We start from the raw sequence: 13,628 nt of genomic DNA, 5'->3' as shown, positions 1-13,628 counted from the left end.
GCATCAAGCGCCCACACTTATCGGCTGTTAGTTTTTAAAGATCGGTCCGCCAAACCCGCCGCGCCTGAACCACTCCTACCCGGCACTGCTTCGTTAGCGTCGCTGCGTCTGCAGCAGAGAAACGGGATTATGGAGAGCGCTCGACAACGCGTCAATACCCTTCTCACAATTTATTTTGAAAAGTTGAAGAGCTTAAAAATTGAGCAGCGCCGCGTGCAACCTGAATTAGTTAGGCTTCCAATTGAATTCTCCGGGGCGCCGCGGCGAAAGGGAGAGATGAGTGGAGTTGCGAAAAGCCGTTAAGAGCTTTTCCACAGAAAATGTTCGCAAGGCTGTGGATAACCGCACCACAACCGCGCCAAGTACTTGATCCACAACCATTCTCGCGCGTTGCGCGCGAAACATGGCCGCCTGCGCGGCCGCGTGTCACCGTCACAATCAGGCGGACTTCATCGTCACCCGCGCATTCGTACGCATAAAAGCGCTGCGCTCGACCATCGCGCCGAACAGCAGCCCGATCGTCGTCCACATGACCACCTGCATGCCGATCGCCGCGACGCGGAACTTCCACAGCAGCACAGCCGGGAACGCTGCCGGCACTTCATTGATGAGCGGCATCGACAGTTGCACGGCCGCGATGATCACGACGAACAAGAGCCCTGCGACGATCGAACCGTTCCACGCACCCAGCTTCGCCGCCGCGCGACGCCGCACCTTCAGCGAGAACACCATCGTCGCGAGCGAAATCGCGATCGTCAGAAAGAACAGGCCCGTGCGCGTGCCGATCGTCTCCGGATCACCGACCGACGGCGGATTGGCCGGATACTTGATATTCGGCACGATCACGAGCGTGATGAACGCGCCAAGCGCGAGCCACGCGGACAGCGCGCGCACGCTCAACGTACCCGCGCGTCCATACGCATAGGCAAACACCAACGAGAACAGGCCGCCAAATGCCGCGCCATACGTGACCACGCCAGTCAGCAGGCCGAGGCCAGCCTGCGTCTGACGGCTCACGATTTCGGGCTCGGGCGCCTCGCCGCGCGCGGCGGCCGCTTTTTCTTCGAATGAAATGGCCTGATCGACCTGTGGTTCGCCGACGATTCGCGCGAACGCGAACGTGAGCAAGCCCGCGACGATGCCCGCGAGCATCCCGCGCACCAACAATTTACCTACCATGTCGAACTCCGTTAGTGGCAGGGAAAGCCAAGCAGATGGCGGCCGTCGTGCACGAACTCATGCACGTACATGCCGGGCACGAGCGACGTCGCGCCCTGTTCCGCACCAACGAAGTAAAGCGCGAGCAACAGCAGCAAGCCGCCGAACACGACCCACGGCAGCAGTTCGCGCAAAGGAATGGGAGTGGGCTGGGCCGCCGGTTGCGCGGCGCGATCAAGAACAGCTTCGGTCATGATGGACATCTCCTGGGGTGACGCGCCCCGAAAGTCGATTGCAGAGGAATGGTGCGAAGCTCAGGTCTGGCTTTCGGCTCTTGTGGATTGCAATGCCGATTACAGTGGCGCGACCGCGCCGGGCTCTCACCGGCTTCCGTGCTTCGCAGCGCCACTATTCTACGCGCTAAACTGCAGCTTCCGTGACGGCGAGGGCTACCTCGCAACGCGCGCCGCGCGCCGATGAAACCACGCAGGCAAGTACGAATGGAGCGCCAACGCAAAGAATGGATACGCGACTATTACTGGTGAGCCACGCGGCAACGGCCGCGCAGCGCGCGGGCCGCTTCCCTGCCGACGATCCGCTCGACGCGCGCGGTCGCGCCGAAGCCGAGGCGGCGCGCGCGCGTCTCGCGCTTCCCGCCGACGCCGCCGTGTTCACCAGCCCCGCCGCCAGCGCGCGCGAAACGGCCGCTGCGCTCGGTCTGAGCGCCACGCCTGCCGACGCATTGGCGGATATCGACTATGGCAAATGGCGCGGCCAGCGCCTCGTGGACATTGCCGACGAAACGCCCCGCGAACTCGCCGCCTGGACACGCGAGCCCGACGCCGCGCCGCCCGGCGGCGAATCGTTCGGTCAACTCGTGCAGCGGGTTGGAGAGTGGCTCGACGCGCAGCAGGCAGACGTGCGTTCATGCAATGCCGTCAACGAAGCAAGCTTCGCTGCCTCTGCGCAAGGTCGAACCATCGTCGCAGTCACCCACGCGACTCTGCTGCGAGCGGCAATCGTGCACGCCCTCGGCGCATCGCCAGCCGTGTTCTGTCGCATCGAGATCGCGCCGCTGTCGGTCGTCGAATTACGCCACTCGCGACGCGGCTGGTCGTGGTGGCCGGCCGCCACCGCCTGAACGGCACCCCCGCTACCTGCCCGACACCACGAGCCGCAACCGGTTGGACCCCTCGGGCGTCAGCGTGATTTCGGTGCGTCGATCCTTCGCGCCGAGATAAAAGTGCTGACGTCCCGGCGAATTCTGATCGTGCGTTGCATCGGGCAGGCACGACGCGACGTCGGCCGCGACCGCTTCCAATGCATCCGTGTTCGAGCCCGCCGCCTGATGCGGCGTCCACGTGCACTGGAAACTTCGATGCGCGGCCGAACATTGCGCGTCATCGCCATCAGGTTGCGCAACGCCTTTGCCGTCGTCGGGTGTCAGCGAGGCGAAGCCGTCCGGCGCGGCGGCCACGATCCGTTTGAGCGCACCGCAAGGTCTGGGGCTATCGTCGGCGGATGCGCCGACCGGCAGCAGCGCAACGAGCGATGCCGCGGTAAGCGCGATAGCAGAAAGTCGATAGGTTTTCATGGTGTGCGTGAAACTTCCACAAAGTGCTGCTGAAAAAAGCTCACAGCGAGCCACCTTTAACAGCACGCTTCATGCCCATGCGCGCGAGGCCCGAGCACGCAGGCAATGCAGGGCGGCACATAAATTGCGTCGCGCCATACCGGCCGCGACAGCGCGCCCCTCCCGATCGAAAGCCACTGCCGACGTCATTTCAACCATCATGTCGACCACTACCGCCGCCCCTGCCTCCGCCCGCATATAGTCGGGCATCGAAGGCATCGACGACATCCTCGGCGGTGGTCTTACGCCGAACCGCATGTACCTCGTGGAGGGTGCGCCAGGCACGGGTAAGACCACCCTGGCGTTGCAATTCTTACTCAAGGGCCTCCACGAAGGGCAGACCGGCCTTTACATCACGCTGGCCGAAACCCGTGCTGAACTGCTCGCGATCGGCGCGAGCCACGGCTGGGATCTGAGCCGTTTCACGATCCTGGAGCAACTGCCCGAAGAAGGGCTCGAGCCGCAATACGAACAGACCGTGCTGCACCCGGCCGAAGTCGAACTCGGCGAAAGCGTGCGCAACGTGATCGAGCACGTCGACGAACTGAAGCCGGCGCGCGTCGTCCTGGACAGCCTGTCCGAACTGCGTCTGCTGGCGGAGAACCCATTGCGCTACCGTCGGCAGATTCTCGCGCTCAAGCACCATTTCTCAACGCGCGAATGCACGGTGCTGCTGCTCGACGACACGTCGGCCAGCACCTCCGGCATTCAGCTTCACAGCATCGTGCACGGCGTGATCAGCCTCGACAACATTGCCCACGATTACGGCGGCAACCGCCGCCGTCTACGCGTCGCGAAGATGCGCGGCATCAAGTTCCGCGAGGGCTATCACGACTTCACGCTGAACACCGGTGGTCTGCGCGTCTATCCGCGCCTGGTCGCCGCCGAGCATCACAGCGAATTCGGCACGAGCCCGATGAGCACCGGCACACCCGGCCTCGACGCGCTGCTCGGCGGTGGCCTCGTCCCCGGCACCAATTCGCTGATCATCGGCCCGTCGGGGGTCGGCAAAACCACCACCGTCGTGTCGTGCCTGCTTGCCGCACTCGAACGCGGCGAGCGTTGCGCGTACTACGTGTTCGACGAAACGCTCAGCACGCTGGTCACGCGCTGCGCGACGCTCGGCATGGATCTCGCGCCGCACGTAGACAGCGGTCTGCTGACGCTGCGTCAGATCAATGCGGCGGAAATCTCGCCGGGAGAGCTGTCGAGCGACGTGCGCAACGCGGTCGAAGCCGAGCACGTGCGCTATGTCGCGGTCGATAGCCTCAACGCCTATTTGCAGGCGATGCCCGGCGAGCGCTACCTGCTTCTGCACATGCGCGAGTTGCTCGGCTATCTGAATCAACAGGGCGTGGTCACGATGCTCGTGCTCGGGCAGCACGGCATCATCGGCGAAGTGCAGACCGAGGTCGACGTCAGTTATCTGAGCGACGCGGTCGTGCTGTTCCGCTACTTCGAGCACCACGGCGAAGTGCTGACGGCAATAACCGCCGTCAAGAGCCGCGCGAACCATCATGAACGCACGATCCGCCAGTTCCGCCTCGGCACCGAAGGCGTCGAGGTCGGCGAAGCGCTGCGCGACTTCGCGATGCCGGGCATGAACGGCATCGGCGTGATCGCCGCGGCGCGCAAGCTTCGTGCCGATCTACCGGTGGTCCTGGCGACCGGTTATGCGGACGTCGACATTGCCGATCTCGCAGTCAAGCATTGCACGATCCTGCGCAAGCCGTTTCAGCTCGACGAGCTGGCGCGCACGATACGGATCGGGCTGGTCGCCTGAATCAAGCTCAAGTAAATCAAGTAGACCACTTGCATCGAGATGCCGATTAAATCGCGGCGCACCGCATACCCAACAATTCTGTAAGCCCACCTCCTGGCCACCGATTTTATGCCGCTGTCGCATTCGCGCCGCAGACTCCTCCGGTTCGGCCACGATTTCCAATTCAATAGTTTGCTAACGAATATTTTGGAAATACAATACCGGCCATGTCGAATCTCGATGCCCTGCGCCGCACCGTCAGCAGCACGCTGGTCGTCGCCGCCAGAAAGTGGCGGCGCACGAGTCATGGTGTGCTCGCGGCCTTCAACGTATCCGAAGCGTGCGCGACGCCGCTTCTGACCGCGAGCCGGCTCGGCTCGGCGGTGCGTCAGGTCACGCTCGCCGATCACATCGGCATCGAGGGGCCGTCCCTCGTGCGGCTGCTCGACCAGTTGTGCGCGGCCGGCCTGATGCGCCGCGACGAAGATCCCGAAGACCGCCGCGCGAAGACCGTCGTGCTGACCGACGAAGGCCGCGCCGTCACCGCGAAGATGGAAGAGGAACTGGTCACGTTGCGCGCGCAGGCGCTCAAGGGCGTATCGCGCGACGATCTCGAAGCCGCCCTGCGCGTGCTCAACGCATTCACGACCGATGCCGCCGAACGCGCCGAACCTGGAAGCGTCGAGCGCGACACGCGTCACGAACGCGCGCAGCCGGTGCGCCCGGAATCGGTCAGGCACGAGGCGACGAAGCGCACGTCGTCGGCGAAGCGCGAGCCCGCCAAAAGCGAAGCGCTTGCCAGCAAGGTCAAACGGACGAGCGGCAAAAGCGCTGCCAAAACGGCCGGCAAATCACGCAGCACCGCCAAGGCGCGCAAGTCCACCAAGCGCGGCGCACGAGCCACCGCGCCGCACAACGCCGATTCCGCGTAACGGTTTATGGTCTATCCCACTCTCCGCGACTGGCTGTTTTCCGTCAAAACGTTCGCCGCGGCCATGCTCGCGCTTTACATCGGCCTCGCGTTCGAACTGCCGCGGCCGTACTGGGCGATGGCGACCGTCTACATCGTGTCGAACCCGTTCGTCGGCGCGACCCGCTCGAAGGCGATCTATCGTGCGCTGGGCACTGCGCTCGGCGCGTCGGGCGCGGTGCTGCTGGTGCCGCCGTTCGTCGAATCGCCGTACCTGTTCAGCGTGATCGTCGCGACGTGGACCGGCACGATGCTCTACCTCGCGGTGTCGGACCGCACCGCGCGCAGCTACGTGTTCATGCTGGCCGCCTATACGATGCCGATCATCGCGCTGCCGTCGGTGACGAATCCGACCGGCGTCTTCGATCTCGCCGTGAGCCGGACCGAAGAGATCATTCTCGGCATCGTCTGCGCGAGCATCGTCGGCAGCGCGGTGTTTCCGAGCCGGCTCGCGCCCACGATCATCGAGCGCACCGACGCATGGTTTCGCGACGCCGCGTTCTACGCGACCGAAACGCTGTCGGGCCGCATCGCAAGCTCGGCGATTTCCGGTGCCCGGCAACGACTCGCGAGCACGATCAACGGTCTCGAACTGCTGCTGAGCCAGCTCGCCTACGATCACACGCGGCCCGACGTCCTCGCGCGCGCGCATGAACTACGTGGCCGCATGCAACTGCTGCTGCCGATCATGTCGTCGCTCGCCGATCCGCTGCTCGCGCTCTACAACAACGGCCCGCAACACTGGCCCGAAGGACTTCAGACGCTGATCGACGACGTCATCAAGTGGTTCAACCAACCGCTGCCCGCGCCGAGCGAGGGCTATCACGCGGACGAGACCGCCAACGCGCTGCGCGCGCGCGTCGCCGCGATGCACCCGCCCGCCGCCGCGCTCGCGCATTGGGACGGCGCGCTGCTGTCGAATGCACTGTGGCGCCTCGCGCAAGTGATCGACGTGTGGCAAGACTGCCGCTCGCTGCGCATCATCATCACGCGCGAGGAAGGTTCGTGGCGGCCGCATTTCCGTCACTGGCGGCTCGGCGGCACCGAGCGCTTCTACGATCGCGGCATGATGCTGTTCGCGACCGTGTCGGCGGCCGCGGCTGTGGTGCTCGCGTGCGCGCTGTGGATCGGCTCGGGCTGGAACGACGGCGCGAGCGCGGTCACGCTCGCGGCGGTCGCCTGCTGCTTCTTCGCAGCGCTCGACGAGCCCGCGCCGTTCGTGTTCCGCTTCTTCCTCGCGACTGGCGTCGCCGTGGTGGCCGCGGGCCTCTATCTGTTCGTCGTGCTGCCACAGGTGCACGACTTCCCGATGCTGGTAATCCTGTTCGCCGCGCCGTTCATTCTGGTCGGCACGCTGATTCCGCGCCCGCAGTTCAACATGGTGACGGTGCTGGTCGCGGTGAACACGGCCACCTTCATCAGCATTCAGGACGCGTACGACGCGAACTTCCTGACGTTCCTGAACGCCAACCTCGCGGGCCTCTCCGGCCTGCTCTATGCATACCTGTGGACTCGCGTAACGCGCCCATTCGGCGCCGAGCTGGCCGCGGCGCGTCTGTTGCGCTCGAGCTGGGCCGACGTCGCGCTGACCGCGTCGACGCGGCCGATCGAAGATCCGCGCAATCTCGCCGCGCGCATGCTCGACCGGCTGATGCAATTGATCCCGCGCCTCGCGGCAACCGACGACTACCGCCATCCGTCGATCGAGAGCTTCCGCGATCTGCGCATCGGGTTCAACGCGCTGGACCTGCGCCGCCTCACACGCAAGCTCGGCGGCGAAGCGGCCGGCGCGATCGATCATGTTCTCGATGGAGTGCGTACATACTACGAGAGCTGCATCGATCGACGCCGCCGCGAGCCGGTGCCGGACAGCCTGATGTCGTTGATCGACGTGGCCGTCGCGCGCGTCACCGCGCAGGGGCTCGCCAACGCCGCGGCGCCGACCGAAACCTCGAAGACCTCGGCGCGTCAGTTGCGCGACGCGCTGCACGCGCTGGTCGGCTTGCGTCTTTCGCTGTTTCCGGCGACCCTCACGAAACCAACGCCGACCGAACCGGAGGCCGCCGCGTGATGCAGCCATTCTTGCGCCCCTGCTTGCGCCCGCCTGCGCACCCCGCCTCCCCCTTTTCCCAGTTCCCGCGATGATCGGTGAAATCGATATCTTCGGCGTGTTCGTACCGTCCGTGCTGGTGCTGATGTTGATCGCGTATCTGATCAACCTCGGCATTCGCACCGCGCTCGATTACACCGGCTTTTACCGCTTCGTCTGGCATCGCACCATCTTCGATCTCGGCGTCTATGTGCTGGTGCTGGGCCTTGTCGTCGTCGTTTCGCACAGACTAATAACGTGAAAAAAACCTGGTTCTCCGTCGGTCAGATCCTGCTGACCCTGATCGTCGTAGTGGTCGCAGCATTGGTGCTGTGGAAACTCGTCAACTACTACATGTTCGCGCCGTGGACCCGCGACGGGCGCGTACGCGCCGACGTGATCCAGGTCGCGCCCGACGTGTCGGGACTGATTTCGTCGGTCGAGGTCATGGACAACCAGCAGGTCAAGCAGGGCCAGGTGCTGTTCAGGATCGATCAGGCGCGCTACACGCTCGCTTTGCGTCAGGCCGAGGCAACGGCGCAGCAGCGCCGCGCGACGCTCGATCAGGCACGCCGCGAATACGCGCGCAATCGTCAGCTCGGCAACCTCGTCGCCGCCGAAGTACTCGAAGAAAGCCGCTCGCGCGTCGAGGCGGGCGAAGCCGCGCTCGCCGACGCGAACGTCGCGATCGACACCGCGAAGCTGAACCTCGAGCGCTCGACGATCAAAAGCCCGGTAGACGGCTATCTGAACGACCGCGCGCCGCGCGCCGGCGAATTCGTCGCGGCCGGCCGTGCGGTGGTCGCGGTGGTCGACATGCATTCGTTCCGCGTCGACGGCTACTTCGAGGAAACCAAGCTGCGCGGCATCGACATCGGCCAGCCGGTCGACATCATCGTAATGGGCGAGCCGAAGCCGCTGCGCGGGCACGTGCAGAGCATCGTCGCCGGTATCGAAGACCGCGACCGCACGCAAAGCGCCAATCTGCTGCCGAACGTGAACCCGGCGTTCAGCTGGGTGCGGCTCGCGCAGCGCATTCCGGTGCGGGTCGCGCTCGATGAAGTGCCCGCCGATTTCCGCCTGATCGCGGGGCGTACCGCTACGGTGTCGGTGCGTGACCTGTCGCCGCTCAGGAGACGAGCCGTGTCGGGCACGGGTGGCGCATCTGGCACGGTCGCCGCTTCGGCTGCGCCGGTGGCGCCGGGTTCGTCGGTGGCGTCCGGGGCCGCTGGGTCGGGCACCGCACCGTCGGGCGCGTCGCAATGAAGTTCGTGCGTACCTTGTCCTCGCTGACACCGCGCTTGCCGCTGCTGCCACTGCTGCCGTTATTGCCGCTCACCGTCGCGCTGAGCGGCTGCATCAACGTCGGGCCGAACTACACGCTGCCGAAACAGGCGCTCGTCAATGCCCCGCTCGCGAACGGAGCGATCGAGGGCGCCGATCCCAAGCTGACGTCAACCCTCAATCTGCCGACCGTCTGGTGGAAGCTGTACGACGATCCGGTGCTGAACGGTCTGGTCGACCAGGCGTTGAAATCGAATACCGACCTGCGCGTCGCGACCGCGAATCTCGCGCGCTCGCGCGAGGCGCTGGGCATAGCGCAAGCGCAGGGCGGTTTTTCGGGCAACGCGTCGGTGGCGATCCAGCGCGCGCAGGAATCGGCCGAGCAATACCTGCTCTTCGAGAAACTGCCGGTCACCAACCTGGGTGACATGGGCATCAACGTCTCGTACGAAATCGACCTGTTCGGCAAGCTGCGCCGCGGCGTCGAAGCGGCGGCGGCGGACACCGAGGCCGTGGAAGCCGCGGGCGACCTCGCGCGCATCACTGTCGTCGCGGACGTGGTGCGCTCGTACGTCGAACAATGCTCGGCGGCCGAGGAACTGCGCATCGCGCAGCAATCGCTCGCGCTACAGAAGGAGCGCGTGGACGTGTCGCGCCGTCTGCGCGACGCGGGGCGCGGAAACCAGACCGCGGTCACGAGCGGCCAGACTCAGGTCGAGACTCTGACGGCCGACATTCCACGCTACACCGCGCGCCGCAAGATCGCGCAATACCGGCTCGCGATGCTGCTCGCCCAGGCACCGTCGCAATTGCCGCCGGCCGTGCTCGCCTGCGACCGGCTGCCGCAAATCCACCAGCCGATCCCGATCGGTGACGGCGCCGGGCTGCTGCGGCGACGCCCCGACGTGCACGAAGCCGAGCGTCAGCTCGCGGCGTCGACAGCGCGCATCGGCGTCGCGACCGGGGCGCTTTATCCGAGCATCAGCATTGGCGCGTCGGCGGGCTTCACGGGCATTCTGGAAGACATTCCCACCTCGCCGACTGCGCGTTGGGCCTTCGGTCCGCTGATCAGCTGGACCTTCCCGACCAATGGCGCGCGCCAACGGGTCCACGAAGCCGAAGCGTCGAGCCAGGTCGCGCTCGCGAAGTTCGACGGCGTGGTGCTGACCGCGCTGCGCGAAACCGAGACCAACCTCGCTACCTACGCTTCCGATTACGCGCGCGCCGAATCGCTGCGCGCGGCGCTGAAGTCGGCGGCGCAATCGGCGGATGAAACGCATCGGCTATATCGCGCCGGGCGAGAGTCGTTCATCTCCGATCTCGACGCGACGCGCACGCTGACGGCCACGAAGTCGCAGCTCGCGGCGGCGGAGGGCCAGGTGGCGGTCGATCAGGTCAATCTGTTCCTGTCGCTGGGCGGCGGCTGGGAAGTTGGCGGGCAAAGCACGCCGGGCGAAACGCGGCCGCAGCTGAAGGCAACACCTGTCGCGGCCAAGCCGTCCGCGAAGTCGGGAGCGTCGGCGGCCGCAACTGCGAAAGCGCCTTGATCGGTCGTCTTACGATTTATTTTTGACAATCTTTCTTTTTGCTTTCACTTTCGGTTAAATACGTGACACCACTTCACGCTACGGGGTCTCGTATGTCGCCATTTATGCAGGGTGTAGTCACGTTGGGCGGATGCATCGGTATCTTCACCGCAGTGGTCGCGGTGGTCGAAATGTTGGCGAATTGAGTTGGGCGGGCGGCGGCGCGCAAGAGCGGCTCAGCTCTTGCGCACCTTCGCCGCCGCCTGATGTATCGCCGCCCGCACCCGCGGATACGTGCCGCAACGGCACACCACTGGCGTCATCGCCTCGTCGATGTCGGCATCGGTCGGATCGGGCTTGTGCTTCAGCAACGCGCAAGCCGCCATCAATTGCGCGCTCTGGCAATAACCGCACTGCACCACATCGAGTTCGATCCACGCGGCCTTCAGCGCCTGCGCCTCGCGTCCCTGCAAACCCTCGATCGTCGTGATCTTCTGCGTATGCAGGCTCGACATCGGCGTCTGACATGCGAGGCACGCGGCATCATCGAGATTGATCGTGCACGCGCCGCAGATGCCCACGCCGCAGCCGAACTTCGTGCCGGTCATGCCGAGATCGCCGCGCAGTACCCATAGCAGCGGCATGTCCGGGTCGGCATCGACCATCACCCTGCGTCCATTGATACTCAGTACCGCCATGCTTGCCTCCTGACTCGCCGCGCTACACCGCAAGCTTTTGCTGATCCGATGTCCGTCATGCAAGCCGCAACGGCAGCGTCCGCAAACGCTGCCCCGTCAGTGCGAACACCGCATTGCCCACCGCCGGCGCGATCGGCGGCACGCCCGGCTCGCCGACACCTTGCGGGTGCAGCTGGCTCGGCATGATGTCGACTTCGATCGCAGGGCACCCGTTCATCCGCACGACCGGAAAGTCCACGAAGTTCTTCTGCTGCACCTGGCCGTTGACGATCGTGATCTCGTTCTGCAACGCGCTCGACAACCCGAACACGATGCCGCCTTCCATCTGCTGCCGGATCAGGTTCGGATTCACCGGCAAGCCGCAATCGATCACGCACACCACGCGATGCACGCGAATCTGCCGGTTCGCGCCGATCGACACCTCCGCGACCTGCGCGACCACGCTGCCGAACGCCTCGTGCAACGCGACGCCATGAGCGCAACGCGCGCCATCGGCGGCGGGTTTGAGCGGACGCCCCCAGTCCGACAACTTCTCGACACGCTTCAGGACCGCCAGATGACGCGGATGCTGCACGAGCAGCATCGCGCGAAACGCGATCGGGTCCTGGCCGGCCGCGGCGGCGGCTTCGTCGGTGAAGCTCTCGGTGAAGAAGGCCTGATGCGAGTGGCCGACCGAGCGCCAGAAGCCGATCGGCACCGGCAATTCGACAATCTTGTGCGACACGCGCGCGGCCGGCCACTCGTACGGCTGATCGAACGCGCCTTCGCAGGTGGTCTTGTCGATCGGGATGTGCGGCACGCCGTAGTAACGCGCGAGCGCATCCGGCACGATCGCCTGGCCCGCCGACTTCGCGTGCCAGGCGACCAGCTTGCCGTGCTCGTCGAAGCCGGCCTGAAGCCATGCCGCGCATGCGGGCCGGTAGAAGTCGTGCGTGAAGTCCTGCGCGCGCGACCAGATGGTTTGCACCGGACGGCCATCGGCCTCGCGCGCGATCGCCGCGGCCTGCGCGACGAAATCGAGTTCGAGGCGCCGGCCAAATGCGCCACCCAACAACTGTGTCTGTACATCGACGAGATCGACGTCGAGGCCGAGCACTTTCGCCGCATGATGCCGCGCCAGCCGCGGCATCTGCGTCGACACCCAGACGGTCGCTGCGCCGTCCGCGACCTGCACCGTGCAGTTCAGCGGCTCGACCGCGCCATGCGCGAGGTACGGCGCGTGATAGACCGCTTCGATCGTGCGCGCCGCGCGACTCATCGCGTTGTCGACGTTGCCGACGTGGTAATACACGTGGCCGTCCGTATGGTCGAGCGCCTCGACGAGGCGGCAGTCCACCGCCGCGCTCGACACCTTCGCGGCCGCGCCGTCATGCCAGGTCACGTTGATCGCCTCGACCGCGCTCATCGCGCGAAATGCGTTGTCCGCAATCACGGCCACGCCGCCGGTGCCGCCCGCGTACGGCGGCACGGCGAACGCCTTGATGAAGCCCCGCATCTTTTGCGCGGGCGTCGCATCGAAATGCGCGACCGTACCGCCGAGCGTCGGACACATCACGACGCTCGCATAGACCAAACCGTCGGGCAACACGTCGATGCCGAAGCGCGCCGCACCGTCGATTTTCGACGCGGCTTCGATGCGCCGCACGGGCTGGCCGATCAGCTTGAAGTCGGCCGGCTGTTTCAGGACGACGCTGCGCGGCAGCGGCTGGCGCGCGGCCATCGACGACAACTCGCCGAACGTCGCCTTGTGCCCCCACCGGTGCAGCACGTAGCCCTTTTCCACGTGGCATTCGCGGGCCGGCACGTCCCAGCGCTCGGCCGCCGCCTCGATCAGCATCACGCGCGCCGACGCGCCGGCCTCGCGCATCGGCGTCCAGAGATCGTTCATGCTCGAGGAGCCGCCCGTCATCATCGTGCCGATCTCACGCACTGCCTTGCTCGTGATCCACACGGTGCCGCGCCGGATGTAGCTGTCGTCGTCGGGGCGAAAAGGCAGATCGTCGACGATGCTCTGCACCGCGTTGTAGATCCGGTCGATCGGCGCCTCTTCGACTTTGACCTGCGCCCAGTCGGCGTCGAGCTCCTCGGCGAGCAGCATCGCAAGCCCCGTATGGATGCCCTGCCCCATTTCGGCCTTCGGCACCATGATCGTCACGCGGTTGTCGGCGTCGATCTTGACCCAGCCGTTCAGCGCGACCTGAGTGCCTTGCGTCGGCAGCGGCGTCGACGTCATCAGGCGCTGGCGCGGCGGCACCACGGCCCAGCCGACCAGCAGCCCGCCCAACGCACTGGCGCCGCCAAGCAGAAAGGTTCTGCGCGTCAACATGGCATGGCTCGCTCGGCTGGCTCGATGGTAGGAAAGCGGCGACAGCGCCGATGCACCCGTCTTTGTCTGCGAATAGTAATAAGACGAATCGGCGAGCGTGAGACTTAAATGCGCGCGTGAACCTCGAGCGGCCGTGCGGCGTGGGAAGGCGGGGACTGAAAGCGGCGCGGGAAAGTCGTGGG

General features: G+C 65.5%; 13 protein-coding genes and 1 riboswitch. Of the genes, 8 read left to right on the top strand and 5 right to left on the bottom strand.

The window, feature by feature from the left end; translation table 11 throughout:
• Window positions 1–303, top strand: a 303-nt coding sequence (locus HDG39_RS34720) for a hypothetical protein (protein WP_221305923.1), incomplete at its 5' end; no start/stop codon positions are given.
• Between the two features lie 135 nt (window positions 304–438).
• Here the strand turns inward: HDG39_RS34720 and HDG39_RS30890 are convergent.
• Together HDG39_RS30890 and HDG39_RS30885 are read right to left on the bottom strand one after the other, a co-directional pair.
• Entirely contained in the window at window positions 439–1,179 is a 741-nt protein-coding gene (locus tag HDG39_RS30890) for a CbtA family protein (protein ID WP_184011523.1), read from the bottom strand.
• A gap of 11 nt (window positions 1,180–1,190) precedes the next feature.
• Complete coding sequence (locus HDG39_RS30885; protein WP_184011521.1) at window positions 1,191–1,412, bottom strand: CbtB domain-containing protein; 222 nt, start codon at window positions 1,410–1,412, stop codon at window positions 1,191–1,193.
• Between the two features lie 51 nt (window positions 1,413–1,463).
• Window positions 1,464–1,598, bottom strand: a riboswitch (cobalamin riboswitch).
• Window positions 1,599–1,678: 80 nt separating this feature from the next.
• Between HDG39_RS30885 and HDG39_RS30880 the strand changes: the two genes are divergently transcribed.
• Window positions 1,679–2,299 carry a histidine phosphatase family protein gene (locus tag HDG39_RS30880; RefSeq protein ID WP_184011519.1) on the top strand — a complete coding sequence of 207 codons (621 nt, stop codon included), beginning with the start codon at window positions 1,679–1,681 and terminating at the stop codon, window positions 2,297–2,299.
• A 12-nt stretch (window positions 2,300–2,311) separates the two neighbouring features.
• On the opposite strand, the gene HDG39_RS30875 is transcribed toward HDG39_RS30880, so the two are convergent.
• A complete protein-coding gene (locus tag HDG39_RS30875; protein WP_184011517.1) occupies window positions 2,312–2,752 on the bottom strand; it encodes a hypothetical protein in 441 nt (146 codons plus the stop codon).
• Between the two features lie 247 nt (window positions 2,753–2,999).
• On the opposite strand from HDG39_RS30875, the gene HDG39_RS30870 reads away from it, so the two are divergent.
• The 6 genes from HDG39_RS30870 (at window position 3,000) to HDG39_RS30845 (ending at window position 10,443) form a co-directional block, all read left to right on the top strand.
• Window positions 3,000–4,574 (top strand): ATPase domain-containing protein, encoded by a 1,575-nt coding sequence (locus tag HDG39_RS30870; RefSeq protein WP_409259225.1) that lies wholly within the window; start codon window positions 3,000–3,002, stop codon window positions 4,572–4,574.
• A gap of 206 nt (window positions 4,575–4,780) precedes the next feature.
• Window positions 4,781–5,485, top strand: coding sequence for a MarR family winged helix-turn-helix transcriptional regulator (locus HDG39_RS30865; protein ID WP_184011515.1), 705 nt, complete (start codon window positions 4,781–4,783; stop codon window positions 5,483–5,485).
• A gap of 6 nt (window positions 5,486–5,491) precedes the next feature.
• Window positions 5,492–7,594: an FUSC family protein gene (locus tag HDG39_RS30860; protein WP_184011513.1), complete on the top strand. Its 2,103-nt coding sequence runs from the start codon at window positions 5,492–5,494 to the stop codon at window positions 7,592–7,594.
• A 70-nt stretch (window positions 7,595–7,664) separates the two neighbouring features.
• Window positions 7,665–7,874: a DUF1656 domain-containing protein gene (locus tag HDG39_RS30855; protein ID WP_184011511.1), complete on the top strand. Its 210-nt coding sequence runs from the start codon at window positions 7,665–7,667 to the stop codon at window positions 7,872–7,874.
• Complete coding sequence (locus HDG39_RS30850; RefSeq protein WP_184011509.1) at window positions 7,871–8,878, top strand: efflux RND transporter periplasmic adaptor subunit; 1,008 nt, start codon at window positions 7,871–7,873, stop codon at window positions 8,876–8,878. The genes HDG39_RS30855 and HDG39_RS30850 overlap by 4 nt, the downstream gene beginning before the upstream one ends.
• The gene (locus tag HDG39_RS30845) at window positions 8,875–10,443 is read left to right on the top strand and encodes an efflux transporter outer membrane subunit (protein WP_184011507.1); all 1,569 of its coding nucleotides are present in this window, start codon (window positions 8,875–8,877) and stop codon (window positions 10,441–10,443) included. Before HDG39_RS30850 ends, HDG39_RS30845 begins: the two co-directional genes overlap by 4 nt.
• Before the next feature lie 215 nt (window positions 10,444–10,658).
• On the opposite strand, the gene HDG39_RS30840 is transcribed toward HDG39_RS30845, so the two are convergent.
• Window positions 10,659–11,120: a (2Fe-2S)-binding protein gene (locus HDG39_RS30840; RefSeq protein ID WP_184011505.1), complete on the bottom strand. Its 462-nt coding sequence runs from the start codon at window positions 11,118–11,120 to the stop codon at window positions 10,659–10,661.
• Between the two features lie 55 nt (window positions 11,121–11,175).
• Window positions 11,176–13,446 (bottom strand): xanthine dehydrogenase family protein molybdopterin-binding subunit, encoded by a 2,271-nt coding sequence (locus HDG39_RS30835; protein WP_184011503.1) that lies wholly within the window; start codon window positions 13,444–13,446, stop codon window positions 11,176–11,178.
• Window positions 13,447–13,628 lie beyond the last annotated feature (182 nt).

It is taken from the genome of Paraburkholderia lebeckiae (assembly GCF_014201005.1).
GTDB classification, from domain to species: domain Bacteria; phylum Pseudomonadota; class Gammaproteobacteria; order Burkholderiales; family Burkholderiaceae; genus Paraburkholderia; species Paraburkholderia tuberum.
Note: the sequence above shows the minus strand (reverse complement) of the source record. Positions and strands in the feature narration are given on the sequence as shown.

Bases quoted from the DNA above. Each gene is read 5' to 3' on its own strand.
- HDG39_RS30890 (WP_184011523.1), bottom strand. From the start codon at position 1,179: ATGGTAGGTAAATTGTTGGTGCGCGGGATGCTCGCGGGCATCGTCGCG.
- HDG39_RS30885 (WP_184011521.1), bottom strand. From the start codon at position 1,412: ATGACCGAAGCTGTTCTTGATCGCGCCGCGCAACCGGCGGCCCAGCCC.
- HDG39_RS30880 (WP_184011519.1), top strand. From the start codon at position 1,679: ATGGATACGCGACTATTACTGGTGAGCCACGCGGCAACGGCCGCGCAG.
- HDG39_RS30875 (WP_184011517.1), bottom strand. From the start codon at position 2,752: ATGAAAACCTATCGACTTTCTGCTATCGCGCTTACCGCGGCATCGCTC.
- HDG39_RS30865 (WP_184011515.1), top strand. From the start codon at position 4,781: ATGTCGAATCTCGATGCCCTGCGCCGCACCGTCAGCAGCACGCTGGTC.
- HDG39_RS30860 (WP_184011513.1), top strand. From the start codon at position 5,492: ATGGTCTATCCCACTCTCCGCGACTGGCTGTTTTCCGTCAAAACGTTC.
- HDG39_RS30855 (WP_184011511.1), top strand. From the start codon at position 7,665: ATGATCGGTGAAATCGATATCTTCGGCGTGTTCGTACCGTCCGTGCTG.
- HDG39_RS30845 (WP_184011507.1), top strand. From the start codon at position 8,875: ATGAAGTTCGTGCGTACCTTGTCCTCGCTGACACCGCGCTTGCCGCTG.
- HDG39_RS30840 (WP_184011505.1), bottom strand. From the start codon at position 11,120: ATGGCGGTACTGAGTATCAATGGACGCAGGGTGATGGTCGATGCCGAC.
- HDG39_RS30835 (WP_184011503.1), bottom strand. From the start codon at position 13,446: ATGTTGACGCGCAGAACCTTTCTGCTTGGCGGCGCCAGTGCGTTGGGC.